The organism is Serpentinimonas sp. SMBJO2, from assembly GCF_056341105.1.
In genome coordinates this window covers 2576759-2601307 of record NZ_CP150628.1, presented here as the reverse complement: position 1 = coordinate 2601307, position 24549 = coordinate 2576759, and the positions used below count along the sequence as shown (strand labels likewise).

Below are 24549 nucleotides of genomic sequence, written 5' to 3'. Positions count from 1 at the left end.
CATTATGACAACGATTGACCACCGGCTGCTGCAGGTGCGGGCGCGCATCGCCCGGGCCTGTGCCCAGCACGGCCGCGATCCGGCCGGCGTGGCCTTGCTTGCGGTGAGCAAAACCATGAGCCCGGCGGCGGTGCGGGAGGCGGTGCACGCCGGTCAGCGCGCCTTTGGCGAGAACTACGTGCAAGAAGGGGTGGACAAAATCGCCGCCTTGCGCGCCCTGGGTTGCACCGGTTTGCAGTGGCATTACATTGGCGCGCTGCAAAGCAACAAAACACGTGCCGTGGCCGAGCACTTCGACTGGGTGCACGGCATCGAACGGCTGGCCATCGCCCAGCGCCTGAGCGCGCAGCGCCCGCCCGGGCTTGCGCCGCTGCAGGTGTGCATCCAGGTCAACCTCGACGGTGGGCGCAACAAGGCCGGCGTGTCCGCGCCCGAGACGCTGGCGCTGGCGCAGCAGCTGCTGGAGCTGCCGCGCTTGCGCCTGCGTGGCTTGATGTGCATCCCCGAGCCAGTGCCCGACTTTGCCGCCCAGTGCGCGCTGTTTGGCCAGCTGCGCGCGCTGCTGGCCCAGCTGCAAGCGGCGTGGCCGCCGGGTGCGGCCGCGCTCGACACCCTGTCGATGGGCATGAGCGCCGACCTCGAGGCGGCCGTCGCCAGCGGCAGCACGCTGGTGCGCGTGGGCAGTGCGATCTTTGGCCCGCGCGCTTAAGGGGTTGTGGCAGCGCCCGCCTCGGGCAAGGAGAAGTAGAAGGTGCTGCCTTGGTCGGGGGCGCTGTCGGCCCAGATGCGACCGCCGTGGCGCTCGACGATGCGCCGGCACAGCGCCAGCCCGATGCCCACGCCCTCGAAGTCGCGCGCGCGGTGCAGGCGCTGGAAGACACCAAACAGGCGCTCGGCGCGCTGGGTGTCGAAGCCGACGCCGTTGTCTTGCACCCAGAACACCAGCTCCGGCGCACCCTCGGGGCCGGTCTGTGGGCGCCAGCCGACGCGGATTTCCACCCGCGGGCGCGGTCGGCTGTATTTGAGCGCGTTGGCCAGCAGGTTGTCCCACACCTGGCTGAGCAGCCGTGGGTCGCCTTGCACCTGCGGCAGCTCGGGCGGCAGCTGCCAGCACAGGCTGTCGCTGGGGCGTTGCAAGGCGGGGTCGTGCAGCACGCGGTTGCGGCTGGAGTGCAGCAGGTCGGTCATCGACAGCTCGCGCCGTTGCAGCGCCGAGCGGCCCAAGCGCGAAAAGGCCAGCAGACCGTCGATGAGCTGGCCCATGTGTTCGGCCGCCGAACCGATGGTGGCCAGGTGCCGCTGCACCTCGGGCCCCAGTTCGGGCCCCAGGTCTTCGCGCAGCAGCTCGAGGTAGCTGCTGATGTGGCGCAACGGTGCGCGCAGATCGTGCGACACCGAGGCGCTGAAGGCTTCGAGGTCGTGGTTGATTTCTTGCAACTGGCGCGTGCGCTCTTGCACCCGGGCTTCGAGCGCGCTGTTGAGCTGCTCGAGCAGCTCGAGCAGGCGCTTGGTCTCGGTCTGGTCGCGCATCAGGCAGGCGTAGCCCTGCAGCTCGCCCGCCTCCGGGTCGTGCAAGGCGGTGAGCACGGTCTGGGCCCAGAACAGGCTGCCGTCGGCGCGCTGCTGCCAGCCCGGGGTTTCGCTCTGGCCCAGCAGGGTGGCGCGCTCGATGCCCAGCGTCATCGGGTCGGCGGCGTCGTCGGCTTGCGGACCGGGCTCGGTGTGGGGCTCGGCACCGGGCTGCGTGCCGGGCTGGGTAGCGCTGGCCTGCGGCTGGCGCACCGGGGCAAAGCAGGCCACGCTCTGGCCCAGCATCTGCGGCGCGCTCCAGCCCAGCAGGCGCTCGGCGCTGGGCGTCCAGTCGCTGACGCGGCCGTCGGCGTCGAGGAAAAAAATGGCCGCGTCGCGCAAGGCCTCGGCCAGCAGCGGCCAATGCTCGGCCCGGGTCTGGGTGCGGTTCAGAAGCGCTCCAGTTCGGGAAAGGCCAGCCGGCCGCCGCGCACCAGCATCTTGCCGTATTCGGCGCAGCGGTGCAGCGTCGGGATCACCTTGCCCGGGTTGAGCAGGCCCTTGGGGTCAAAGGCGCGCTTGACGCCAAACATCTGTTCGCACTCATCCGGGCTGAACTGCACGCACATGCTGTTGAGCTTTTCCACCCCTACGCCGTGCTCGCCGGTGATGGTGCCGCCCATGGCGACGCTGGTCTCGAGGATGTCGGCGCCAAAGAGCTCGCAGCGCCGCAACTGGTCCGGGTCGCTGGCGTCGAACAGAATCAGGGGGTGCAGGTTGCCGTCGCCGGCATGAAAGACGTTGGCGCAGCGCAGGCCGTATTTGGTCTCCATGGCCTGGATGGCGAGCAGGATGTCGGCCAAGCGCTTGCGCGGGATGGTGCTGTCCATGCACATGTAGTCGGGGCTGATGCGGCCGCTGGCGGGAAAAGCGTTTTTGCGCCCGCTCCAAAAGCGCAGGCGCTCGGCTTCGTTCTGGCTCACGCTGATGGCGCTGGCGCCGCTGGCGCGCAGCACCGCGCTCATGCGCCCGATTTCTTCTTCCACCTCTTCGGGCGTGCCGTCGCTCTCGCACAGCAAAATGGCTGCCGCCGACAGGTCGTAGCCGGCGTGGACGTAGTCTTCCACGGCGGCGGTCATGGGCTGGTCCATCATCTCGAGCCCGGCCGGGATGATGCCGGCGGCGATCACCGCCGCCACCGCGTCGCCGGCCTGGCGCACGTCGGCAAAGCTGGCCATGATGCAGCGCGCCAGTTGCGGTTTGGGCGTCAGGCGCACCGTGACCTCGGTCACCAGCGCCAACATGCCCTCGCTGCCCACCAGCAGCGCCAGCAAATCCAGCCCCGGGCTGTCGAGCGCCGTGCCGCCGAAGCGCACCGGCTCGCCGGCCATGGTGTAGCCATCGACTTGCAGCACGTTGTGCAGCGTCAGGCCGTACTTGAGGCAGTGCACGCCACCCGAGTTTTCGGCCACGTTGCCGCCGATGGTGCAGGCGATCTGGCTGCTGGGGTCGGGTGCATAGTACAGGCCATGCGCCGCCGCCGCTTCGCTGATGGCCAAGTTGCGCACCCCGGCTTGCACCACGGCGGTTTGCGCCAGCGGGTCGAGGCGCAAAATGCGGTTGAACTTGGCCAGGCTCAAAGTCACGCCCAGGGTGTGCGGCATGGCCCCGCCCGATAGCCCCGTGCCAGCGCCGCGCGCCACCACCGGCACGTCGAGCAGGTGGCAGGTGCGCAGCACGGCCTGCACCTGGTCGTAGTTTTCGGGCAGCGCCACGCACAGCGGCCGCTCGCGGTAGGCGGTCAGGCCATCGCACTCGTAGGGCGTGGTGTCTTCGGGGGTGTAGAGCAGCGCGTGCGCCGGCAGCACGGCGGCCAGCGCGCGCACCACCTCGGCTTGGCGCTGGGCGCGCACGCCGGGGCCGGGTCGATTAGGGGTGAGGGTGGCGGTTGCCATGGCGGGCCTCTGGGGTTGGTTGCATGTTCCCTGCTCCTGACTGCTTTTTTGGGATTCTATCTGTCTGGGTGAGGTGTGGCTTGGGTTGGCCAAAGCGGACGAAATTGCGCTACAATTTGAGGCTTGATGGGTGATTAGCTCAGCGGTAGAGCACTGCCTTCACACGGCAGGGGTCACATGTTCGATCCATGTATCACCCACCACCAAGCCCTTGCTGCGCAAGGGGCGGCCAAGCCGATTCAGCGCTGGTGCCGGTGCCTTCTTCACCTCCAAATCCTGCTTCGCTTTTGGCGCAGCTGTGCCCGCGCCGCCCGCCTTGCCGGGGCTGCGCGCCGATCGAATCGGATCGGCTTTAATCCAAAGCTTTCTTGAGCCACTCGGCAAAAGCCGCACATTCCCAGCGGTCCATGGTGCCGGTGCGCCAACACAGGTAGTGCGCGTGCGGGCTGGGCACCGGGGCGCGAAAGGCGTCGGCTTCCCCTAAGCGCACCAGCGCGCCGGTCTCGAGCCAGGGTGCGCCTAGGCGCAGCCGCACCAGCGCCACGCCCATGCCGGCGGCGGCGCCGTCGCACATCAGGCCGATGTCGTTGAACTGCGAGCCGTCGCTGGGTTCGGACCAGTCCAGGTGCTGGGCCGCAAACCAGGTGCGCCAGGGCTCGAGCGGGCTGCGCAGCAGCGGCACGCCTTCGAGGTCGGCGGCGCAATCGAAGGGGCCGTGCGCGCGCACGAACGCCGGTGAGGCCAAGGGCAGCACCGCGTCTTTGACCAGGCAGATGTGCTCCACGTCGGCGTAGCGCCCGGTGCCGAAGCGGATGGTGAGGTCGGCGTCTTCGGCCACCACGTCGAGCAGCGGGATGCTGATCTGTAGCGTTAGGTCGATCTCGGGGTAGGCTTGGGCAAACTGCTGCAACCGCGGTATCACCAGCGAGCGCGCAAAGGTGGGCGTGACCGCCAGCCGCAGCTTGCGCCGCCCCGGGCTGGGCTGGTGGCTGGGAAAGCGCTGCAGGGCCAGCAGGCCCTCGCGCACGTGCGCCAAGTATTCGCTGCCCTCGGTGGTGAGCGAAAAATCGGCGCGGCCAAAGAGCTTGACGCCCAAAATCTGCTCGAGTTGCTTGACGCGGTGGCTGACCGCGCTGGGGGTGACGCACAGCTCTTCGGCCGCCTGCGTGACGCTGCGCAGCCGCGCCAGCGCCTCGAAGGTGAGCAGGCACTGGATGGGGGGGATGCGGGCGGGCATGGGTCGGATTTTGTGGGTGCGATTTCGGCCGTTGGGCGCAGTTGCCTCTAGGCCCCTCAGCGAAAGACCACGGTCTTGTGGCCGTTGAGCAGCACCCGGTGCTCGCAGTGCCACTTGACGGCGCGCGCCAGCACCGCGCATTCGGTGTCGCGCCCCTGCGCGGCCAAATCGTCCACCGTGAAGCTGTGGTCCACCCGCGCCACGTCTTGCTCGATGATCGGGCCTTCGTCGAGCGCCGCCGTGACGTAGTGCGCCGTGGCGCCGATGAGCTTGACGCCGCGCTCGTGCGCCTGTTGGTAGGGCTTGGCGCCCTTGAAGCTGGGCAAAAAACTGTGGTGGATGTTGATCGCGCGCCCGGCCAGCTGCTCGCACATCGGGTCGGACAAAATCTGCATGTAGCGCGCCAGCACCACCAGTTCGGCCTGTTCTTGTTCGATGAGCTCGAGCTGGCGCGCCTCGACCTCGGCCTTGAGCCCCGGGCGCAGCGGCAGGTGGTGAAAGGGGATGTTGTAGCTGGCCGCGAGCTGGTAAAAATCGCGGTGGTTGCTCACAATGGCGCGGATGTCGAGCCGCAGCAGGCCGCTTTTCCAGCGAAACAGCAAATCGTTGAGGCAGTGGCCCTGCTGACTGACCAGCAGCACGGTGCGCATGGGGGCGTTCAGCGGATGCAGGCCCCATTGCATCTGGTGGGACTCGGCAAACGCACGCACCTGCAGTTGCAGGGCATCGGCGGGACTGGTGTCGCACACAAACTGTACCCGCATGAAAAACAGCCCGGTGTCGTGGTCGTTGTACTGGGCGGCCTCTTCGATGTTGCCGCCCTGCTCGAGCAAGAAGCCCGACACGGCGTGCACAATGCCGGGTTTGTCCTTGCAGGACAAGGTCAAAACGTAAGTCGAATTCATGATCCCCCGATTGTCGCAGGTCGGGGGGAGCCTTCAGCCGTCCTGGTTGATGCGGCTGATGAGCGCCTGCAGCACCGCATCGGCACGGTCGTTGCTGACCTGGCAGGTACCCGCTGCCTGGTGTCCACCGCCGCCGTAGGCGAGCATCAGTTCGCCCACATTGGTTCGGGACGAGCGATTGAGGATGGACTTGCCTGTAGCGAACACGGTATTCTGCTTTTGCAGGCCCCACATCACATGGATGGAGATGTTGGCTTGTGGGAACAGCGCGTAGATCATGAAGCGGTTGACCGCCCAGATCGTTTCCTCGGTGCGCAGGTCCAGCACCACCAGATTGCCGTGCACGGTGGCGCAGCGCCGGATCTGCTCCTTGCCCTTGGCTTCGTGTTCGCGGAACAGCTCCACCCGCTCCTGCACGTCGGGCAGGGCCAGGATCTGCTCGATCGTGTGGTCGCGGCAGTACTGGATCAGGTCCATCATCAGCTGGTAGTTGCTGATGCGGAAGTTCCGGAAGCGGCCCAGCCCGGTGCGTGAGTCCATCAGGTAGTTCAGCAGCACCCAGCCGGTGGGGTTGAGCACCTCATCTTCGGAGAACTGGGCGGAATCGGCCTTGTCCACCGCGTCCATCATCTCGTCGGAGACGCGCGGAAAAGCGGCCTTGCCCCCATAGTGCCGGTACACCACCCGAGCGGCCGAAGGGGCAGATGCGTCGATGACGTGATTGGGCCGGTCGCCAGTGTTGCGCAGTGTTTCCGAATCGTGATGGTCAAAAGCCAGGTGCGCGCCGGGCACATAGGGCAGGTTCGTGGTGATGTCGCGGGATGTGATCGCCACCTTGCCGTCCTGCATGTCTTTGGGGTGAACGAACAGGATGTCGTCGATATCAGGTCAAGTTCGTTCAGCAAGACAGCACACACGAGGCCGTCGAAGTCGCTGCGGGTCACCAGGCGATAGCGTTGTCCAGACATGGAAATACCTCGTGCACGGTTGGAAGGAAGGATCGGCTTCATTATGACGCCGAAACCGCTGGACTCAAGCCGCCGTTTCCAGGGCGCGCACCAGCGTGTGGAGCAAGCGATTCGCTGGCACCGGCAGGCCATGCAACGCGGCGCGGCGCAGGACATAGCCATTGATGTGGTCGATCTCGCTGGGATGGCCGCGCATCATGTCGCGCGCGGTGGACGACAGCTGCGTCGGCATGGTTCGGGCAATGTTTTCGATGGCGGCCCAGGTGTCGCCAGGCAGGGTGATGCCGTCTGCAGCGGCGACAGCCAGGCATTCGCGCTGGATGTCGCGCATGACGTCCCACATGCCATCGAAGGTCACCAGGCGGGCATAGGGCTGCCGTGTCACCGCCGACAGGGCGTTGTAGGCGCAGTTGATCACCAGTTTGGCCCACAACTCCCCTTCCACATTGTCGCTGGTGGTGACGGTCACGCCGGCCTGGGCACAGGTGGCGATGAGGGCCTGGTCGCCGTCATAAGGGCGGATCACCAGCTCGCCCCGGCCGTGGTGTTGCACATGCCCTGGTCCGGCCATCCCGCAAGCCACATAGACGACCGCCGGGATGACGGCACGGCCCAGCACGTCGGCCAGACGGGGTGCGTTGTCCACTCCGTTCTGCAGGCTCATCACCACCGCCCCGGGCTTCAGGTGGGGCCGAATCTGGGCGCCGGCCGTTTCGGTGTCGGTGGACTTGACGCAGAACAGCACGACATCGGCGTCCTTCACCCCGATAGGATCGGTTGTCGCCGACACCGGGACGTACTCATCAAAAGTGGTGGCCTGCAGCCGCAGCCCGTGAGCCCGAAAGGCCGCCACGTGTGATTCGCGCCCAATCAGCGTGACCGGATGACCGGCACGCGCCAGCATACCGCCGAAATAACAGCCGACCGCGCCGGCCCCCATGATGGCAAAGTGCATGATTGGTCTCCTGAGGACTGGCCTCTTCCATACCCTGCGCATGCTACAGGAACCCGCTTGAGCGCTACACTGAACCCATCATGGTTTCCCCTTCGTCCTCCTCAGTTGTCCCACCTTCGTCGGTCATCGTGCTGGGCGCCGGCATGATCGGTACCTGCACGGCGCTGCACTTGCAGCAGCGCGGTTGTCAGGTGACATTGATCGACCGTCGCGAGCCCGGCCGCGAAACCTCGTATGGGAATGCCGGGCTGATCCAGCGCGAATCGGTCGAGCCTTATCCCTTCCCGCGCCAGTGGCGTAAGCTCTGGCAGGTGCTGTGGCAATCCGGGGCCGATGTGCACTACCACCTCAAGGCCCTGCCGTCACTGATCGGGCCGCTGTGGGGCTATTACCGGCATTCAGGGCCGGCGCTGTATCCGCAAGTGGTGCAAGCCTACAGCCGCCTGATTGCCCATTGTGTGACCGAGCATCAGGCGCTGATGCAGGGGGTGGACACACAGAACCTGGTGTCGCCGACGGGCTATCTGGACGGCTTTCGCACCCCGGCGGCCTGGGCGGCCGCGGTGAAAGACGCCCAGCGACTGACGGAAGCGTTTGGCATCCGTCACCAGGTGCTCGACAGTGCCGGTATGGCGCAGGCCGAACCGGCCTTGCATGCCCGGCTTGCTGGAGGCTTGCTCTGGCAGGACCCATGGGCGGTGAGCGATCCTGGGGCGCTGGTGCGTCGCTACGCCGAGGCTTTCGCGCAGCGTGGTGGCACCTTGGTGGAAGCCGATATCCAGCAGTTGCACGCCAAAGGTGCCGGCTGGCAAGTGGAGACCTCGCAAGGTCAGTTTGAGGCCTCGGCCGTCGTGCTGGCGCTGGGCCCCTGGGCAGCCCGCTGGACGCAGACGCTTGGCTACCGCATGCCTTTGTTTGTGAAGCGCGGGTACCACCAGCACTACGCCGCCGGCGGGCGATTGAACCGCCCCTTGCTGGATGCCGAGTCGGGCTACGTGCTGGCGCCGATGCAACGCGGCATGCGACTGACGACCGGCGCTGAATTCGCACCGGTGGACGCGGCCCCCACGCCTGTGCAGGTGACCAAGGCTGAAAGGCTGGCCAGGCAATGGCTGGACTTGCGTGATCCGCTGGATGATCCACCCTGGCTGGGTGCGCGCCCCTGCACGGCCGACATGCTGCCTGTGATGGGGCCTGCGCCCCGGCATCCGGGCCTCTGGTTCAACTTCGGGCATGCCCATCAGGGCTTCACCCTGGGGCCGGTGGCCGGTCGTTTGCTGGCCGAACTGATCACCGGTGAAACCCCCTTCATCGACCCCACGCCTTACTGCGCCAGCCGTTTCTGAGCCGATAATCGCGCCACTGGGGTGCAAGGGTACCTTCGATACAGGAAAGGGCGGTATGACAGGGTTGGTGGATGTGGTGGTGATGGCGGCGGGCAAAGGCACACGCATGAAGAGTGCCTTGCCCAAGGTGTTGCACAAACTGGGGGGCCGGGCGCTGGCCGCTCACGTGCTCGATTGCGCGGCTGCGCTGGGTGCTCGCCGGGCCGTGGTGATCATCGGCCACGGTGCCGACCAGGTGGAGCCCGCGCTGGCTGCCCACGCCGAGGGCCTGCTGCCCCTGCAGTTTGTGCGACAGGAGCCCCAGCTGGGCACCGGCCATGCCGTCCAGCAGGCCATGCCCGTGCTCGACGACGATGGGGTCACCCTGGTGCTGTCGGGCGACGTGCCGCTGACCCGACCGGACACCCTTCAAGCCTTGCTGTCCGTGTGCGGGGGTAAACATCTGGCCTTGCTGACGCTGGATCTGCCCGATCCCACGGGCTATGGCCGCATCCTGCGCGACGACGGTGGCCAGGTGCGCGCGATCGTCGAGCACAAGGATGCCAGCGAGGCCCAGCGCGCCATACGCGAAATTTACAGCGGCATCATGGCTGTGCCGACGCGCCTGTTGCGCCGCTGGCTGTCCCAACTGGACAACCGCAACGCCCAGGGCGAGTACTACCTCACCGATGTGGTGAAGTTTGCCGTGGCCGATCGCGTGCCTGTCCATGCCCATCGCATTCAGGATGCTTTGCAGGTGGCGGGTGTGAACAGTCCGGCCCAGCTGGCCGAGCTCGAGCGAGGGTACCAGCGTCGTGTGGCGGACGCACTCATGGCCCAGGGTGTGCGGCTGGCCGATCCCGCCCGTCTCGATGTACGCGGTCGCCTGATCTGCGGCCAGGATGTCGAGATCGACGTGAACTGCCTCTTCGAAGGCGAGGTGGTGTTGGGTGATGGTGTGCGCATTGGCGCGAACTGTGTCATCGCCCATGCTCGGATGGCGGCTGGTGCCGTGATTCATCCCTTCACGCACATCGATGGAGGGACTTCCGGGGTGTCGGTGGGGCCGGGTGCGCTGGTCGGGCCCTTTGCGCGCTTGCGCCCGGGCACCGAGCTCGGGCCCGAGGTGCACATCGGCAATTTTGTCGAAGTGAAAAACAGCCAGCTGGCCGCCGGGGCCAAAGCCAACCACTTGGCTTATTTGGGCGACGCCACGGTGGGCGAGCGCGTGAACTACGGCGCCGGCTGCATCACCGCCAATTACGACGGTGCCACCAAGCACCGCAGCGTGATCGAGGCCAACGTGCACGTGGGCAGCAACAGCGTGCTGGTGGCGCCGCTCACGCTGGGGGCGGGCGGCACCGTGGGGGCGGGATCGACCCTGACCAAAAACACGCCACCGGGCGCGCTCACCGTGGCGCGCAGCAAGCAGATCAGCCTAGCCAACTGGCAGCGGCCCAAGAAGGGCAAGGGCTGAGGCAGCGCTAGGCGCGCCCCCTGGGTGGCGCTGGCGCAAGCGGTGGCTACCAGCCCCAGAGCAGCTCGCTGGCCACCCAGGCGTTGCCGCGGCCGTCGGGGCGCTGCACCTGCACCCAGTCGCCTTGGCGGCGCACGGTGCGCAAAATGTCGCCATAGACGGCGGTGTGCACCACGCGGTGCTGGGTGCCGGGGCCGGCGCGCAGGTTGGCGCGCGGGCTGCGCACGATGTGGTGCGGGGTGTCGCCCACCACGCGGCGCGCCACCCAGCCTTGGTCGCCTTCGAAGTCTTGCACGCGCAGCCAGTCGCCACGGCGCTCGAGCACCTGCAGCGGGTAGCCTCGAGCAAGGCGCCAGAGCACCTCGGCATCGGTGCTGGGGGCGGCGCGCATGTTGATGGTCGGGTTGCGCGCGCTCACCAAGTCTTGCGCCCAAACCGGGGCCAGCGCGGCCAGCCCCAAGGCGGCGGCAAGAAACAGAAGGCGGATGTGGGCCAGCCAGGACATGCGTGAAACTCCTCGAGACACAGGGGGGGCGGGTCGGGCGGTGAAGCCGGGCGGTGCGCGCTGTTTTTGCCGTTAGCATCGTGACCTCTGAATTCTATTCTCAAGAAGGCTATTTCCTATGTGCGGCATCGTGGCAGCGGTTTCGGGTAGCAATGCGCTACCGATCTTGGTTCAGGGTTTGCAGCGGCTCGAGTACCGCGGCTACGACTCGTGCGGTGTGGCCGTGCACACCAGCGCTGGCCTGGTGCGCAGCCGCAGCACCGCGCGCGTGGCCGAGCTGCGCGCCCAAGTGCAGGCCGACGGGCTGGTGGCGGGCACCGGCATCGCCCACACCCGCTGGGCCACCCACGGCGCCCCGGCCGAGCACAACGCCCACCCCCACTTCAGCCACGGCCCAGGCTCGCTGGCCGCTGTGGCGCAGCAGCCGGCGCGGGTGGCGCTGGTGCACAACGGCATCATCGAAAACCACGAAGAGCTGCGCGCCGAGCTGCAAGCCCAAGGCTACGCCTTTGCCAGCCAGACCGACACCGAGGTGATCGTGCACCTGATCGATGCGCTCTACCAGGGCGACTTGCTGGCGGCGGTGCGCGCAGCGGTGGCGCGGCTGCACGGCGCCTACGCGATTGCGGTGCTGCACCAGGCCGAGCCCGAGCGCGTGGTGGGTGCACGCGCCGGCTCGCCGCTGGTGTTGGGTGTGGGTGCGGCCGATGCGCCCGGGGCCGCGCACTACCTGGCCAGCGACGCCATGGCGCTGGCCGGCGTGACCGACCAGATCGTCTATCTGTCCGAGGGCGACGTGGTCGATCTGCGCCTAGGCAGTTATCAGATTTTTGCTGGCAGCGGCCAGTTGCTCGGTGCCGCCGAGCGCCCGCTGCGCACGGTGCAGGCGCACACCGGCGCGGCCGAGCTCGGGCCCTACAGCCACTACATGCACAAAGAGATTTTTGAGCAGCCGCGCGCGCTCGCCGACACGCTCGAGGGCGTGGAATCGATCGGCCCCGAGCTGTTCGACGGCTTGGGCGAGCAACCGGCCAAAGCGGCGGCGGTGTTCGCGCAGATCGACCGCGTGCTCATTTTGGCCTGCGGCACCAGCTACTACAGCGGCTGCGTGGCGCGCTACTGGTTGGAAGACATGGCCGGTGTGCCGACCACGGTCGAAGTGGCGAGCGAATACCGCTACCGCACCAGCGTGCCCGACCCGCGCACGCTGGTGGTGGCCATCAGCCAGAGCGGCGAAACCGCCGACACCCTGGCGGCGCTGCGCCACGCCCAAAGCCTAGGGATGCGGCACACGCTGGCCGTGTGCAACGTGGCCACCAGCGCGCTGGTGCGCGAAACCGCGCTCAGCTACCTGACGCGCGCCGGGGTCGAGATCGGCGTGGCCAGCACCAAGGCCTTCAGCACCCAGTTGGCTGGGCTATTTTTGCTCACGCTGGCCTTGGCCCAAGTGCGCGGGCGGCTCGACGCGCAGCAGCAGGCGCAGCAGCTCAAGGCCATGCGGCATCTGCCGCTGGCGCTGCAAGCCGTGCTGGCGCTCGAGCCACAGCTCATCCATTGGGCCGAGGCCTTTGCCCAGCACGAGCACGCGCTGTTTCTGGGCCGCGGCATGCACTACCCGATCGCGCTCGAGGGCGCGCTCAAGCTCAAAGAGATCAGCTACATCCACGCCGAGGCCTACCCGGCCGGCGAGCTCAAGCACGGCCCGCTGGCGCTGGTGACCAAGGAAATGCCGGTGGTGGTGGTGGCACCGAATGACGCGCTGCTGGAAAAGCTCAAGAGCAACATGCAAGAGGTGCGCGCCCGCGGCGGCGTGCTCTACGTGCTGGCCGACGCCGACAGCCACATCCGCAGCGCCGACGGTCTGCACGCGATCCGTCTGCCCGAGCACTACGGCCACTTGAGCCCGATTTTGCACGTGGTGCCGCTGCAACTGCTGGCCTACCACTGCGCGTTGGCGCGCGGCACCGACGTGGACAAACCGCGCAACCTGGCCAAAAGCGTGACGGTGGAGTGAGGGGGCTTGGGTAAGTGCGTACGGGATCAGTCGCTGCGCAACTGGCGCCGGGTGGTGCTGGGGCGCTGGCGACAATCCAGCACGCGCCAGACTTGGATCTCCTCGCCCTCGAGGCGGTAGTAAATGGCGTACGGAAAGCGGCGCGACAACGCGCGGTAGCAGCCCAAGACCTTGGCGTGCACGCCGGCGTAAAGCAGCAAGGATTCGATGTCGGAGTACAGGGAATCGAGAAAATAGTCGCCCAAGCCGGCTTGCTGGCGTTCGTAAAAGCGCCGTCCAGCGTCCAAGTCATCGAGCGCCAAGGACAGCAGGCGGATGGTCATGCCCGGCTGCGCGCACTCAAGATTTGTTTGGCGGCTTGCCAGTCGATGAACTCGGCTCGGCCCGCGCGCAGCGCAGTTTCAGCCTCCTGCAAGGCCTGCGCATGCCAATCCGGGGCGGCCTCGCTGTCGGGGGCGTCTAGGGTTTGGGACAGCGACTCCCACAGCGCCTCCATCAAACGCAGTTTTTGGGCCACCGGCATGGAGTCGATTTCGATAGCGTTCATGGAAGCAACCTCTGGTGCGGTAGTGTGGTTTGGTGGCGCCATGGTAGCAAAATCCCATGCTGTTTGGGTTTTTGGGTGCGGGCCAAAAGCGTGACGGTGTAGCAGATCAATGCTTCCGTAAAAAACCCGCTTTGGTCGAAGAAGGCGCCGCCGCTGCTGAGAGCCTGCATGGCCAAGCGCTGCGCCTAGGCGAGGCTTTGGCGGTGTACCGAGCCGATGCAGAGCAGGCCCCAAGCGCACGGGCAGCGCAGCCCCAACGCACCCAGTCCACAGCCAAGGCACCCCTGCGGCTGGCGGCCAAGGCGGCCTGAGTCACGGCACCAGACGCAGTGCGACGCAGCGCGGGCTCTGGGCAGCGCAGGCTTTGGGCGGGCTGGGTGGACGGGGGCTAAAATGCATGTTTGGTGCGCTCGCACGGCGTGCGCGCACCCAGCCCGGCCCGGTCGGCCGCTTTATTGAACCGCTTGCGCCGCCGGACGCGAGACCAGCTTTTTGCCATGCCTCTTCAATTCCTGACCCAGCTCTTTGGCAACCGCAACGAGCGCCTGCTCAAAACCCACCGCAAGACGGTGGCCCGCATCAACGCCCTCGAGACCGAGTTCGAGCGCCTGAGCGATGCCCAAGTGCAAGCCAAGACGGCCGAATTCAAACAGCGGCTGGCGCAGGGCGAGACGCTGGATGCGCTGCTGCCCGAGGCCTTTGCCACCGTGCGCGAGGCCAGCAAGCGCGTGCTCAAAATGCGCCACTTCGACGTGCAGCTGATAGGCGGCATGGCGCTGCACAGCGGAAAGATCGCCGAAATGCGCACCGGTGAGGGTAAAACCCTGACCTCGACGCTGGCGGTCTATCTCAACGCCTTGGCCGGCCAAGGCGTGCACGTGGTCACGGTCAACGACTACCTGGCTGGGCGCGACGCCGAGTGGATGGGCCGCATCTACAACTGGCTTGGGCTCTCGGTCGGGGTCAACCGCTCGCAGACCACGCGCGAGCAAAAGCAGGCCGCCTACGCCGCCGACATCACCTACGGCACCAACAACGAATACGGCTTTGACTACCTGCGCGACAACATGGTCTATGAGGCCCGCGACCGGGTGCAGCGCGGGCTGTATTACGCCATCGTCGATGAGGTCGATTCGATTCTGATCGACGAGGCGCGCACGCCGCTGATCATCAGCGGCCAGGCCGAAGACCACACCGACGAATACATCGCCATCAACAAGCTGGTGCCGCACCTCGAGCGCCAAGAGGGCGAAGAAGACATGCGCACCGGCGAGGGCGTGATCAAGCCGGGTGATTTTTTGGTCGATGAAAAGGCGCAGACCGTCAACCTGACCGAGAGCGGGCACGAAAAAGCCGAGGCGCTGCTGGCCCAAGCCGGCCTGCTGCCCGAGGGCGCTTCGCTCTACGACCCGGCCAACATCGCGCTCATGCACCACCTGGTGACGGCGCTCAAGGCGCAGCACCTGTACCACCGCGACCAGCAGTACGTGGTGCAAAACGGCGAGATCATCATCGTCGATGAATTCACCGGCCGCCTGATGGTCGGGCGGCGCTGGAGCGAGGGCCTGCACCAAGCGGTGGAGGCCAAAGAGGGCGTGCGCATCCAGCCCGAGAACCAGACCCTGGCCTCGATCACCTTTCAAAACTACTTCAGGCTCTACGCCAAGCTCTCGGGCATGACCGGCACCGCCGACACCGAAGCCTTCGAGTTCCAGGAAATCTACGGCCTCGAGACCGTGGTGGTGCCGCCGAACAAACCGAGCCAGCGCAAGGACGAGCTCGATCGCGTGTACAAGACCACGCCCGAAAAATACGCTGCCGCCATCGCCGACATCCGCGAGTGCCACGAGCGCGGCCAGCCGGTGCTGGTGGGCACCTCGTCGATCGAGAACTCCGAGATCATCGCCGACCTGCTCAAAAAGGCCCAGTTGCGCTTTGAGGTGCTCAACGCCAAGCAGCACGAGCGCGAGGCCGAGATCATCGCCCAGGCCGGCCGGCCCGGCGCCATCACCATCGCCACCAACATGGCCGGGCGCGGCACCGACATCGTGCTCGGCGGCAACCTGGAAAAAATCTGCGCGGCCATCGAGGCCGACCCGGCGCTCGACGAAGCTGCGCGGGCGAGCAAGGTCGCCGCCGCGCGCGCCCAGTGGCAGGCCGACCACGAGCGCGTGGTGGCGCTGGGGGGCTTGCGCATCATCGCCACCGAGCGCCACGAGAGCCGGCGCATCGACAACCAGCTGCGCGGCCGCGCCGGGCGCCAGGGCGATCCGGGTTCGAGCCGTTTCTACCTCAGCCTCGACGATGCGCTGATGCGCATCTTTGCCGGCGACAAGGTGCGCGCCATCATGGAGCGCTTCAACATGCCCGAGGGCGAGGCGATCGAGCACCGCATGGTGACGCGCTCGATCGAGAACGCGCAGCGCAAGGTCGAGGCGCGCAACTTCGACATCCGCAAGCAACTGCTCGAGTACGACGACGTGGCCAACGACCAGCGCCGCGTGGTCTATCAGCAGCGCAACGAGTTCATCGACACGCAGGAGGTCGGGCCCCAGATCCGCAACCTGCGCAGCGGCGCGCTCGAGCACGTGGTGCGCCAGTTCGTGCCGGCCCAGAGCGTGGAAGAGCAGTGGGACTTGCCGGGCCTGGAAAAAACCCTGGCCGACGAATGGGGCCTGCAGCTGCCTCTGGTGCAAGAGGTGCACGCGGCCAGCGAGATGGACGACAGCGACGTGGTGGAGAAGGTGCTGCAGGCCGCACACGCCCACTACGAGGCCAAGGTGCAGCTGGCCAGCCCGGGCAGCTTTGCCGCCTTCGAGCGCGTGGTGCTGCTGCAAAACCTCGACAGCCACTGGCGCGACCACCTGAGCGCGCTCGACTACCTGCGCAAAGGCATCCACCTGCGCGGCTATGCACAAAAGCAGCCCAAGCAGGAGTACAAGCGCGAAGCGTTCCAGTTGTTCTCGCTGATGCTCGACCAGGTGCGCGGCGAGGTCACGCGCATCCTCATGAACGTGAAAGTGCAGACGCCCGAGCAGGTCAGCGCCGCCGCGCAGGAGCTCGAGGCCGCAGCCGAGCGCTTCAGCAACGTCACCTACACCGCCCCGAGCGAAACCGGTGAGGCCGAAACCGTGGCCGACCGTGGCCTGCTGGGCGGCCGCGCCACCCCGGCTGGTGCGCTGCCGCGTGTGGGCCGCAACGACCCTTGCCCCTGCGGCAGCGGCAAGAAATACAAGCATTGCCACGGCAAGCTGGCCTGAGCGGCCCGGAGCTCGAGCGGCACCAAGGCCCAAAGGAGTACCCACCATGCCCGTCAACTGGAGCGCCCCTGCCGCCGACAGCCTGTTGCCCGTGCCTGGGGTGCGCATCGGCGTGACTGAAGCCGGGGTGCGCAAGCCCAACCGCAAAGACCTCACCGTGCTGCTGCTCGACCCCGGCAGTGCCGTGGCCGGGGTGTTCACGCGCAACCGCTACTGCGCCGCACCGGTGCAGATGTGCCGCGAGCACCTCGGGGCCGGCGCGGCGGTGCGCGCGCTGCTCATCAACACCGGCTGCGCCAATGCCGGCACCGGCGAGTCGGGCCTGGCGCACGCGCGCCAGAGCTGCGCCGCCCTGGCCGCGCTGCTGGGCCTGGCGCCCGAGCAGGTGCTGCCTTTTTCCACCGGCGTGATCATGGAGCCGTTGCCGATCGAGCGCATCGTCGCTGGCTTGCCGGCGGCGCTGGCCGACGCCCAGCCCACGCACTGGCTGCGCGCCGCCGAAGGCATCATGACCACCGACACCGTGGCCAAGGCCGCCAGCCGCCAGCTGCAGCTCGGTGGCCAGCGCGTGACCTTGAGCGGCGTGTCCAAGGGCGCCGGCATGATCCGGCCCAATATGGCGACCATGCTCGGCTTTGTCGCCACCGACGCCTGCATCGCCCCCACGCTGCTGCCCGAGCTGGCGCGGCGCCTGGCCGATGCCTCGTTCAACCGCATCACCATCGATGGCGACACCTCGACCAACGACTCCTTCATCCTGATCGCCACCGGGCAGGCCGGGCACGCCCCCGTCACCGACCTGGCCAGCCCAGACGGCGTGGCCCTGCAAGCGGCCCTGACCGAGCTGGCGCAGACGCTGGCGCACGCCATCGTGCGCGACGGCGAGGGCGCGACCAAGTTCATTGCCGTGCGCGTCGAAGGCGGGCGCGACGCCGAGGAATGCCTGCAGGTGGCCTACGCCATCGCGCATTCGCCGCTGGTCAAGACCGCGTTCTACGCCAGCGACCCCAATCTGGGCCGCATCCTGGCGGCGGTGGGCTACGCCGGCATCGCCGACCTGGATCAAGGCCTGATCGAGCTGCACCTCGACGACGTGCACGTGGTCACGCGCGGCGGCCGCCACCCCGGCTACACCGAAGCCGAGGGCGCGCGCGTGCTGCGCCAGAGCGAGATCACGATCCGCGTCGGCCTGGGCCGGGGCGCGGCCACCGAGACCGTCTGGACCTGCGACCTGAGCCACGAGTACGTCAGCATCAACGCCGATTACCGCTCCTGATGCGCATCTCGATGCCCGCCTGGACATGAACGAAACCTTTGCCCGCGTGCTGCTGCGCGCCGAAGCGCTGTTGGCGCGCCTCGAGGCCGTGCTGCCGCAGCCGCTGGCCGCGCCCGACTGGGGCGCCGCCGTGGCCTGGCGCTACCGCAAGCGCGGCGGTCACGGCCTGCTCGAGCCGGTGCGCCACATCGGCGCCATGGCGCTGTCGGACCTGCAGGAAATCGAGCCGCAAAAGGAGCGCCTGGTGCGCAACACCGCGCACTTCGTGCAGGGGCTGCCGGCCAACAACGTGCTGCTCACCGGCGCGCGCGGCACCGGCAAAAGCTCGCTCATCCGCGCCTGCCTGCACGCCTTTGCGGCCCAGGGCTTGCGCCTGATCGAAGTCGATAAGGCCGATCTGGGCGACTTGCCCGACCTGGTGGCGCTGGTGGCCGAGCGCAGCGAGCGCTTCCTGATTTTTTGCGACGACCTGAGCTTCGAGGAGGGCGAGAGCGGCTACAAGGCGCTCAAGTCGATTCTGGATGGCAGCGTGGCCGCCAGCAGCCCCAATGTGCTGATCTACGCCACCAGCAACCGGCGCCACCTGCTGCCCGAGTACCTGCGCGACAACCTGAGCCACCGCCGCGACGAGGACGGCGAACTGCACCCAGGCGAGGCGGTGGAGGAAAAAATCTCGCTCTCCGAGCGCTTCGGGCTGTGGATCAGCTTTTACCCCTTCAGCCAGGACGAATACCTGAGCGTGGTGCGCCAGTGGTTGGCCCATTTTGGCGTGCCCGAGGCGGCGATCGAGGCCGCACGCCCGCAGGCGCTGGTCTGGGCGCTCGAGCGCGGCGCACGCAACGGCCGCGTGGCGTACCAGTTTGCGCGCGATTACGCCGGCAACCACCCGAGCTGCGAAACGGCCGCTTCGCTGCCGGCCTGGCCGCACCGACCCAGCCAGCCTGTGGCCCCTACATGAGCCTGCCGCCGCCGTTGCCGGAGTTGCACGGGTCGCCGCTGCCGCCGGTGTGGGTGGTGGACGCCGAGCGGCCGCGTGCTCCGGGCCACGGGCAGCGCCTGATCGAAGTCGCGGTGGGCGTGCTGATCGACACCCAAGGGCGGGTTTTGCTCACCACGCGCCCGCCGGGCAAGGCCTATGCCGGTTGCTGGGAGTTCCCCGGCGGCAAGATCGAAGCCGGCGAGAGCCTCGAGGGGGCGCTGCGGCGCGAACTGCACGAAGAAATCGGGCTCCAGATCGGCGCCGTGCAACGCTGGCGCAGCCTCGTGGTGGACTACCCGCACGCCTTGGTGCGCCTGCAGGTGTGCCTGGTGCGCGACTGGAGCGGCACCCTGCACATGCACGAAGGCCAAAGCTGCGCTTGGCAGAGCCTGCCGGTGCAGGTGGCACCGCTGTTGCCGGGTTCGGTGCCGCTGTTGCAGGGGTTGCAGCAGTTGCAGGGCTTGCTGCTGCAGCCTCCCTTGGCCCCTTAACCTTAAGTTAAGCGCAGAGCGTGAACTCCAGCTCGGCCTCGCTCTCGCTGGCCAGGTGCAGCTTGCCGTCGACGCCGCGCTGCAGCAGGCGCACAGCAAACAGCATCCGGTTGCCGCTGATCTCGGGCACCAGGCTCAGCTCTGGGGCGATCCACAGCCGCAGCATCTGGTAGCTTTTGCCTTGGGCCAGGTTTTGCTGGAACTGGCCGTGGCTGGCCCAGACCTTTTGCGCTTGGGCCGAGTTGCGCAGCACGTTCATCAGCAGCTGCACCGGTTCGAGCAACGGTTCTAGGGTCTGCGCCCACGGCTGCAGATCTTGCTGGCGCAGCTCGGGGCTGCGCTGTTGCCAGTCGTGGTAGGCGGGCAAGTCGAACTCGAAGCTGCCGCCGGGGATGGCCAAGCGGCTGCGCACCGCTGTCAGCCATTCGTTGTCGGCCAGCGACTGCCCCACCTTGCCGCATTCCTGCAAGGCGGCGTAGCAGCCTTCTAGGCGGGCGATGAACTGCTCCAGCGCCGCCTCGGAAATGGCCGGGTTGCCACGGTAGCCCAGGTACTGCTGCTTGAGGCGCTCGAGGTCTTTGAGGATTTCTGATTTCAAGTCGGAGCGCGCCCCGATTTCGAGCAGCTCGAACAAGGTGTGCAGCGCAAAGTGGTGATCGAGGGCGCTGGGGCGCAGCAGCAACTGGCCCAAGCGCTCGGCCAAGCGCTCGAGCCGCAGGTAGGTGCGGATGCGTTCGTTGAACGGGTACTCGTAGAGGATCACCGCTCGATCATAGCCCGAAAAGCTGGCGCTGCCGGGCATAAGCCGCCGCCACTTGCGCTTGCAACTGGGGCAGGGTGGTGGTGGCGTCGTTGTCGAGCACCGTGTCGGCCAGCGCCAGCCGCTGCGCGCGGCTGGCTTGGGCGTCGAGCACGGCTTGTATTTGCGCCCGCGGCCAGCCGTTGCGCGCGCGCACGCGCTCAATCTGCGTTTGCGCGCTGCAGTCCACCACCCACACCGCATCGACTTGCTGCAGCCAATGCGCCGATTCGGCCAGCAACGGGATGTCGAGCACCACGCAGTCGCTGTGGCCTTGCAGCTGTGCGCAGGCCTGCTCGATCGCGGCGCGCACGAGCGGGTGCACGATCGCCTCCAGCCGCTGGCGCGCCGCGGGCTGGGCAAAAACCAGCGCCCGCATCTGCTCGCGGTCCAGCGCCCCGTCGGGCCCGATGTATTGCGGGCCAAAGGCGGCGCGGATGGGCTCGATGGCGGTGCCACCGGGGGCGGTGCAGGCGCGCGCCAGAGCGTCGGCGTCGAGCACCGGCGCGCCCAGCGCCTGCAGCATCGCCGCCACCGTGCTCTTGCCGCTGCCGATGCCGCCGGTCAGACCGATGCGCCAAGGGGGCTGGGGGTGGGCGCGCATGGTGGGCGGTGCGGTTTAAAGCCCGATCCAGCCCAGCAGCGTGGCCGGCCCCAGCGCCAGCGCCAGCAGGCCGCCAAAAGCCAGGAACGGCCCAAAGGGCACGTAGCCGCCCTCGCGCAAGCCGCTGCTGTACTTCATGGCGATGCCCACGACCGCGCCCAGCACCGAGGCCAGCAGCAGCACCGGCAGCAGCGCCTGCCAGCCCAGCCAGGCCCCGAGCGCGGCCAAGAGCTTGAAGTCGCCATAGCCCATGCCCTCTTTGCCGGTGAGCAGCTTGAAGGCCCAGTAGATCGACCACAGCGTCACGTAGCCCACCACCGCGCCCCACAAGGCGGTGCCCAGATCGATGGTGTTCCAGCCCAGCGCGGCCACGATCAGCCCGGCCCAAACCAGCGGCAGCGTGATGTCGTCTGGCAGCAAGGTGGTGTCCCAGTCGATGAAGGCCACCGCCAGCACGGCAGCGACGAAACCCATCCAGGCCAGAGTGGCCAAGCCCGGGCCGTGCAGGTGCATGACCCAGGCAAAGCCGATGCCGGTGAGCAACTCCACCAGCGGGTAGCGCAGCCCGATGGGGGCCGCGCAGGCGCTACAGCGGCCGCGCAGCAGGGCGTAGCTGAGCAGCGGGATGTTTTGGTACCAGGCGATGCCGGCCCCACAGGCCGGGCAGCGCGAGCGCGGGGTGAGCAGGTTCAGGGCTTCAGCGGGTGCGTGGTTCGGGGCGCTGTGCGCTGTGTGGGCTGTGTGGGCGCTGTGGTGAGCGGCGGCCTCAGCCCCAGCCCCAGCAGGGCTGGGATGCAGCTCGGCGCACTCGGCGGCCCAGCGCCGCTCGAGCATGATGGGCAGCCGGTGGATGACGACGTTGAGGAAACTGCCCACCAGCAGCCCAAGCAGGCCGGCAAACAGCAGTCCGATCCAGCCGGTGAGGAGTTCCAGTGGCATGTGTGGTGTGGCGTAGTCGCACTGCGGGAAGTGTAAACGAGGCCGGGGGTGGCGCTCGCGCTCGCGCTGGAGTTGGAGTTGGAGTTGGGGGTTGGGGGTTGGGGGTTGGGGGTTGGGGGTTGGGGTTGGGGTTGGGGTTGGGGTTGGGGTTGGGGTTGGGGTTGGGGTTGGGGTTGGGGTTGGGGTTGGGGTTGGGGTTGGGGTTGGGGTTGGGGTTGGGGTTGGGGTTGGGCTTGGGCTTGGGCTTGGGCTTGGGGCTTGGGCTTGGGGCTTGGGCTTGGGCTTGGGCTTGGGCTTGGGGCTTGGGGCTTGGGGCTTGGGGCTTGGGGCTTGGGGCTTGGGGCTTGGGGCTTGGGGCTTGGGGCTTGGGGCTTGGGGCTTGGGGCTTGGGGCTTGGGGCTTGGGGCTTGGGGCTTGGGGCTTGGGGCTTGGGGCTTGGGGCTTGGGGCTTGGGGCTTGGGGCTTGGGGCTTGGGGCTTGGGGCTTGGGGCTTGCGGCTTGCGGCTTGCGGCTTGCGGCTTGCGGTTAAAGTGGCGACGATGAAGCCGCCCAGCCCACACCCCGCAGCCGCACGGTCGCCTGAGCTTGTCTCGGCGCACATACCGACACCCGTACCCGCAACCGAACTTACACCTGCCTCAGCCTCAGCCTCAGTCCCATCGCAGGCCGCCCCCATCGCCCCCGCCGACCTGCTGCGCCAGCTCTTTGCCGCGGCCGTGGCCTCTGCCCAGCCGGCGCGGTGCCTGCCACCGCATCTGCCGCGCGCGGCCGACATCGGCGCTGGCCGTCTGTGGGTGGTGGGCGCCGGCAAGGCCGCGGCGGCCATGGCGCGCGCCGTCGAAGACCATTGGGACGGCGACCCACAGGCGCTCGGCGGCCTGGTGGTGACGCGCTACGGCCACGAGGTGCCGTGCGCGCGCATCGAAATCGTCGCCGCCGCGCACCCGGTGCCCGACGCCGCTGGCTGGCGCGCCGCCGAGCGCGTGCTCGCCAGCGTGCAGGGCCTGAGCGCGGCCGACACCGTGCTCTGCCTGCTCTCGGGCGGCGGTTCGGCGCTGTGGCCTCTGGCGCTGCCCGGCATGGTGCTGGCCGAGCAGCAGGCGCTGGCGCGGGCCTTGTTGGCCAGCGGCGCCCGCATCGGCGAGATCAACTGCTTGCGCCGCCATTTGTCGGCGCTGCAGGGTGGGCGGCTGGCAGCGGCCTGCTATCCGGCGCGCGTGCTCACGCTGCTGATCTCCGACGTGCCCGGCGACGACCCGGCCGACATCGCCTCTGGCCCCACCGTGGCCGACCCCAGCACCTGCGCCGATGCCTTGGCCATCGTGCAGCGCTACCGGCTGCAGCTGCCCCCAGCCGCGCTGGCGCTGCTGCACAGCGGCCAAGGCGAAACCCTGAAACCGGGCGATGCGCGGCTGGCGCGCAGCGAGCTGCGCTGGCTGGCCACGCCGCAGATGGCGCTCGAGGCCGCTGCCGCCGCGGCGCGCGCCGCCGGCTTTGCGGCACACATCTTGAGCGACGCGCTGCAAGGCGAGGCGCGCGAAGTGGGCAAGGTGCTGGCGGCGCTGGCGCGCCAGATCGCGCAGCGCCAGCAGCCGTTTGCGCCGCCTTGCGTGCTGCTCTCGGGTGGCGAGACCACGGTCACGCTGCGCAGCAACACCCCCGGCCAAGGCGGTCGCAATGTCGAGTGCCTGCTGGCGTGCGCGCTCGAGCTCGGTGACCAAAGCGCCGCTCAGCCAAGCGGACAAGCAAGCGGCCAGCCCGGCATTCATGCGCTCATGGCCGACACCGACGGCATCGATGGCGTCGGTAGCGCTGCCGGGGCCCTGATCGGCCCCGACACGCTGGCACGCGCGCACTCACTAGGGCTGGAGGCGCAACAAATGCTCGACGCCCACGACGCGCACCGCTTTTTTGCCACCTTGGGCGACGCGCTGCACAGTGGCCCCACGCGCACCAACGTGAACGACTTCAGGGCGCTGCTGATCGGCGCGTGCTGACGCGTCAACCCCGCGCCGGCCGCACCTCGGTCACCAAGGCGCGTACAAAGGCCTGCTGCCCCGCGGCGTAATCCCACTGCTCGATCAGGCAGCAGCCCGGGGGGGCGTGCGCACCCCAACGCAGCAGATTCACCGAATTGGGCAGGCCTTCGCGCACCCGCGTCGACACCGCCGTGCCGGCCTGCACCGCCCACAGCGGCCGCGCCAGCGCGGGCAGCGCCAGCACATAGGGCAGGTGGATGTGCCCGCCCAGCACCAAGTCGGCACCCGCAGCCGCCCAGCGCTCCAGCGCGGCCGTGTGCCCGCGCAGCAGGTTGACCCGGTCGGAGGCACGGATCACGGCCACCGGCTGGTGCACCACCACCACACGCAGCTGCGCCGCCCCGGCGGCCTCGAGCCGCTGCGCCACGCGCTCGATCTGCTGTGCCGACACAGCGCCGTGCTTGTGCCGCCACGGCCGGGTGGTGTTCAGGCCCAGCACCAGCAGATCGGGGACATCGTGCACCGGCTCGAGCGCCGGGCCAAAGGCGGCGAGGTACCGGGCGTAGGGGCGGCGCAGGCGCGTCCACAGATCGAGCAGCGGGATGTCGTGGTTGCCCGGAATCGCCAGCAGCGGGGCCCCCAGCCGGTCCATGAAGGTGCGGGCGGCGCGAAACTGCCCCGGCCGCGCGCGCTGTGTGATGTCGCCCGAGAGCACCGCCAGGTTGGGGCGCAACCGCTGCGCCAGCGCCACCAGCGCCTCGAGCACCGGGGGCTGTTCGGTGCCAAAGTGCGTGTCCGAGATCTGCAATACGAGGCTCACGGCTG

Annotated in this window: 21 protein-coding genes, 1 tRNA gene and 1 pseudogene; 10 read left to right on the top strand and 13 right to left on the bottom strand. The window is 68.1% G+C overall.

Annotation, left to right across the window (positions count from 1 at the left end; translation table 11 throughout):
* The first annotated feature begins 4 nt into the window (after positions 1 to 4).
* On the top strand, positions 5 to 709 hold the full coding sequence (locus AAAZ40_RS12085) for a YggS family pyridoxal phosphate-dependent enzyme (protein ID WP_250960781.1): 705 nt from the start codon (positions 5 to 7) through the stop codon (positions 707 to 709).
* On the opposite strand, the gene AAAZ40_RS12080 is transcribed toward AAAZ40_RS12085, so the two are convergent.
* Both AAAZ40_RS12080 and AAAZ40_RS12075 read right to left on the bottom strand, forming a co-directional pair.
* Positions 706 to 1962, bottom strand: a complete 1257-nt coding sequence (locus AAAZ40_RS12080; RefSeq protein ID WP_476661741.1) for a PAS domain-containing sensor histidine kinase — start codon at positions 1960 to 1962, stop codon at positions 706 to 708. The two genes, AAAZ40_RS12085 and AAAZ40_RS12080, sit on opposite strands and share 4 nt — an antisense overlap.
* Positions 1959 to 3464: an FAD-linked oxidase C-terminal domain-containing protein gene (locus AAAZ40_RS12075; protein ID WP_476660575.1), complete on the bottom strand. Its 1506-nt coding sequence runs from the start codon at positions 3462 to 3464 to the stop codon at positions 1959 to 1961. The genes AAAZ40_RS12080 and AAAZ40_RS12075 overlap by 4 nt, the downstream gene beginning before the upstream one ends.
* Positions 3465 to 3592: 128 nt before the next feature.
* On the opposite strand from AAAZ40_RS12075, the gene AAAZ40_RS12070 reads away from it, so the two are divergent.
* A tRNA-Val gene (locus AAAZ40_RS12070) sits at positions 3593 to 3667 on the top strand.
* Positions 3668 to 3816: 149 nt separating this feature from the next.
* Here the strand turns inward: AAAZ40_RS12070 and AAAZ40_RS12065 are convergent.
* The 4 genes and pseudogenes from AAAZ40_RS12065 to AAAZ40_RS12050 all read right to left on the bottom strand — a co-directional run bounded on the left by AAAZ40_RS12065 (position 3817) and on the right by AAAZ40_RS12050 (position 7529).
* Positions 3817 to 4701 (bottom strand): LysR substrate-binding domain-containing protein, encoded by an 885-nt coding sequence (locus AAAZ40_RS12065; RefSeq protein ID WP_476660574.1) that lies wholly within the window; start codon positions 4699 to 4701, stop codon positions 3817 to 3819.
* A 56-nt stretch (positions 4702 to 4757) separates the two neighbouring features.
* Positions 4758 to 5606, bottom strand: a complete 849-nt coding sequence (gene purU, locus AAAZ40_RS12060) for a formyltetrahydrofolate deformylase (RefSeq protein WP_476463961.1) — start codon at positions 5604 to 5606, stop codon at positions 4758 to 4760.
* Between the two features lie 33 nt (positions 5607 to 5639).
* Positions 5640 to 6574 (bottom strand): annotated as a pseudogene (locus AAAZ40_RS12055) (exopolyphosphatase).
* 64 nt (positions 6575 to 6638) lie between these two features.
* The gene (locus tag AAAZ40_RS12050; protein ID WP_476463962.1) at positions 6639 to 7529 is read right to left on the bottom strand and encodes a ketopantoate reductase family protein; all 891 of its coding nucleotides are present in this window, start codon (positions 7527 to 7529) and stop codon (positions 6639 to 6641) included.
* Between the two features lie 80 nt (positions 7530 to 7609).
* Between AAAZ40_RS12050 and AAAZ40_RS12045 the strand changes: the two genes are divergently transcribed.
* A complete protein-coding gene (locus tag AAAZ40_RS12045; RefSeq protein ID WP_476660573.1) occupies positions 7610 to 8875 on the top strand; it encodes an NAD(P)/FAD-dependent oxidoreductase in 1266 nt (421 codons plus the stop codon).
* Positions 8876 to 8930: 55 nt separating this feature from the next.
* On the top strand, positions 8931 to 10331 hold the full coding sequence (gene glmU / locus AAAZ40_RS12040; RefSeq protein WP_476660572.1) for a bifunctional UDP-N-acetylglucosamine diphosphorylase/glucosamine-1-phosphate N-acetyltransferase GlmU: 1401 nt from the start codon (positions 8931 to 8933) through the stop codon (positions 10329 to 10331).
* Between the two features lie 46 nt (positions 10332 to 10377).
* On the opposite strand, the gene AAAZ40_RS12035 is transcribed toward glmU, so the two are convergent.
* Positions 10378 to 10836: an SH3 domain-containing protein gene (locus AAAZ40_RS12035; RefSeq protein ID WP_476660571.1), complete on the bottom strand. Its 459-nt coding sequence runs from the start codon at positions 10834 to 10836 to the stop codon at positions 10378 to 10380.
* 118 nt (positions 10837 to 10954) lie between these two features.
* Between AAAZ40_RS12035 and glmS the strand changes: the two genes are divergently transcribed.
* On the top strand, positions 10955 to 12850 hold the full coding sequence (gene glmS, locus AAAZ40_RS12030) for a glutamine--fructose-6-phosphate transaminase (isomerizing) (protein ID WP_045534332.1): 1896 nt from the start codon (positions 10955 to 10957) through the stop codon (positions 12848 to 12850).
* A 26-nt stretch (positions 12851 to 12876) separates the two neighbouring features.
* Here glmS and AAAZ40_RS12025 read toward each other — a convergent pair whose 3' ends face one another.
* A complete protein-coding gene (locus tag AAAZ40_RS12025; RefSeq protein WP_045534334.1) occupies positions 12877 to 13173 on the bottom strand; it encodes a type II toxin-antitoxin system RelE/ParE family toxin in 297 nt (98 codons plus the stop codon).
* On the bottom strand, positions 13170 to 13397 hold the full coding sequence (locus tag AAAZ40_RS12020) for an addiction module protein (protein ID WP_045530301.1): 228 nt from the start codon (positions 13395 to 13397) through the stop codon (positions 13170 to 13172). Before AAAZ40_RS12020 ends, AAAZ40_RS12025 begins: the two co-directional genes overlap by 4 nt.
* A 497-nt stretch (positions 13398 to 13894) precedes the next feature.
* On the opposite strand from AAAZ40_RS12020, the gene secA reads away from it, so the two are divergent.
* From secA to AAAZ40_RS12000, 4 genes are read left to right on the top strand one after another with little or no spacing between them, the layout of a single operon-like run.
* A complete protein-coding gene (gene secA, locus AAAZ40_RS12015) occupies positions 13895 to 16657 on the top strand; it encodes a preprotein translocase subunit SecA (protein WP_476660570.1) in 2763 nt (920 codons plus the stop codon).
* A gap of 46 nt (positions 16658 to 16703) precedes the next feature.
* Complete coding sequence (gene argJ, locus AAAZ40_RS12010; protein ID WP_476660569.1) at positions 16704 to 17933, top strand: bifunctional glutamate N-acetyltransferase/amino-acid acetyltransferase ArgJ; 1230 nt, start codon at positions 16704 to 16706, stop codon at positions 17931 to 17933.
* A gap of 25 nt (positions 17934 to 17958) precedes the next feature.
* On the top strand, positions 17959 to 18891 hold the full coding sequence (locus tag AAAZ40_RS12005; protein ID WP_476660568.1) for an ATP-binding protein: 933 nt from the start codon (positions 17959 to 17961) through the stop codon (positions 18889 to 18891).
* Positions 18888 to 19403, top strand: coding sequence for an NUDIX domain-containing protein (locus AAAZ40_RS12000; protein WP_476660567.1), 516 nt, complete (start codon positions 18888 to 18890; stop codon positions 19401 to 19403). Before AAAZ40_RS12005 ends, AAAZ40_RS12000 begins: the two co-directional genes overlap by 4 nt.
* Positions 19404 to 19410: 7 nt before the next feature.
* On the opposite strand, the gene zapD is transcribed toward AAAZ40_RS12000, so the two are convergent.
* From zapD to AAAZ40_RS11985, 3 genes are read right to left on the bottom strand one after another with little or no spacing between them, the layout of a single operon-like run.
* Positions 19411 to 20166 carry a cell division protein ZapD gene (gene zapD, locus AAAZ40_RS11995; protein WP_476661740.1) on the bottom strand — a complete coding sequence of 252 codons (756 nt, stop codon included), beginning with the start codon at positions 20164 to 20166 and terminating at the stop codon, positions 19411 to 19413.
* A gap of 7 nt (positions 20167 to 20173) precedes the next feature.
* Complete coding sequence (coaE, locus tag AAAZ40_RS11990) at positions 20174 to 20806, bottom strand: dephospho-CoA kinase (protein ID WP_045534347.1); 633 nt, start codon at positions 20804 to 20806, stop codon at positions 20174 to 20176.
* 15 nt (positions 20807 to 20821) lie between these two features.
* Positions 20822 to 21745 (bottom strand): prepilin peptidase, encoded by a 924-nt coding sequence (locus tag AAAZ40_RS11985; protein WP_476660566.1) that lies wholly within the window; start codon positions 21743 to 21745, stop codon positions 20822 to 20824.
* Positions 21746 to 22419: 674 nt separating this feature from the next.
* Here AAAZ40_RS11985 and AAAZ40_RS11980 point away from each other — a divergent pair.
* A complete protein-coding gene (locus AAAZ40_RS11980) occupies positions 22420 to 23742 on the top strand; it encodes a glycerate kinase type-2 family protein (protein ID WP_476661739.1) in 1323 nt (440 codons plus the stop codon).
* 4 nt (positions 23743 to 23746) lie between these two features.
* On the opposite strand, the gene AAAZ40_RS11975 is transcribed toward AAAZ40_RS11980, so the two are convergent.
* Complete coding sequence (locus AAAZ40_RS11975) at positions 23747 to 24544, bottom strand: metallophosphoesterase family protein (RefSeq protein WP_476660565.1); 798 nt, start codon at positions 24542 to 24544, stop codon at positions 23747 to 23749.
* Positions 24545 to 24549 lie beyond the last annotated feature (5 nt).

What these genes read in the sequence shown, in the direction of transcription:
- AAAZ40_RS12000 (WP_476660567.1), top strand. Translation starts at nt 18,888, where the DNA reads ATGAGCCTGCCGCCGCCGTTGCCGGAGTTGCACGGGTCGCCGCTGCCG.
- AAAZ40_RS12075 (WP_476660575.1), bottom strand. Translation starts at nt 3,464, where the DNA reads ATGGCAACCGCCACCCTCACCCCTAATCGACCCGGCCCCGGCGTGCGC.
- AAAZ40_RS12085 (WP_250960781.1), top strand. Translation starts at nt 5, where the DNA reads ATGACAACGATTGACCACCGGCTGCTGCAGGTGCGGGCGCGCATCGCC.
- purU (WP_476463961.1), bottom strand. Translation starts at nt 5,606, where the DNA reads ATGAATTCGACTTACGTTTTGACCTTGTCCTGCAAGGACAAACCCGGC.
- AAAZ40_RS12005 (WP_476660568.1), top strand. Translation starts at nt 17,959, where the DNA reads ATGAACGAAACCTTTGCCCGCGTGCTGCTGCGCGCCGAAGCGCTGTTG.
- secA (WP_476660570.1), top strand. Translation starts at nt 13,895, where the DNA reads ATGCCTCTTCAATTCCTGACCCAGCTCTTTGGCAACCGCAACGAGCGC.
- glmS (WP_045534332.1), top strand. Translation starts at nt 10,955, where the DNA reads ATGTGCGGCATCGTGGCAGCGGTTTCGGGTAGCAATGCGCTACCGATC.
- argJ (WP_476660569.1), top strand. Translation starts at nt 16,704, where the DNA reads ATGCCCGTCAACTGGAGCGCCCCTGCCGCCGACAGCCTGTTGCCCGTG.
- AAAZ40_RS12065 (WP_476660574.1), bottom strand. Translation starts at nt 4,701, where the DNA reads ATGCCCGCCCGCATCCCCCCCATCCAGTGCCTGCTCACCTTCGAGGCG.
- coaE (WP_045534347.1), bottom strand. Translation starts at nt 20,806, where the DNA reads ATGCGCGCCCACCCCCAGCCCCCTTGGCGCATCGGTCTGACCGGCGGC.
- AAAZ40_RS12035 (WP_476660571.1), bottom strand. Translation starts at nt 10,836, where the DNA reads ATGTCCTGGCTGGCCCACATCCGCCTTCTGTTTCTTGCCGCCGCCTTG.
- AAAZ40_RS12020 (WP_045530301.1), bottom strand. Translation starts at nt 13,397, where the DNA reads ATGAACGCTATCGAAATCGACTCCATGCCGGTGGCCCAAAAACTGCGT.
- AAAZ40_RS11985 (WP_476660566.1), bottom strand. Translation starts at nt 21,745, where the DNA reads ATGCCACTGGAACTCCTCACCGGCTGGATCGGACTGCTGTTTGCCGGC.
- AAAZ40_RS12050 (WP_476463962.1), bottom strand. Translation starts at nt 7,529, where the DNA reads ATGCACTTTGCCATCATGGGGGCCGGCGCGGTCGGCTGTTATTTCGGC.
- glmU (WP_476660572.1), top strand. Translation starts at nt 8,931, where the DNA reads ATGACAGGGTTGGTGGATGTGGTGGTGATGGCGGCGGGCAAAGGCACA.
- AAAZ40_RS12045 (WP_476660573.1), top strand. Translation starts at nt 7,610, where the DNA reads ATGGTTTCCCCTTCGTCCTCCTCAGTTGTCCCACCTTCGTCGGTCATC.
- AAAZ40_RS12025 (WP_045534334.1), bottom strand. Translation starts at nt 13,173, where the DNA reads ATGACCATCCGCCTGCTGTCCTTGGCGCTCGATGACTTGGACGCTGGA.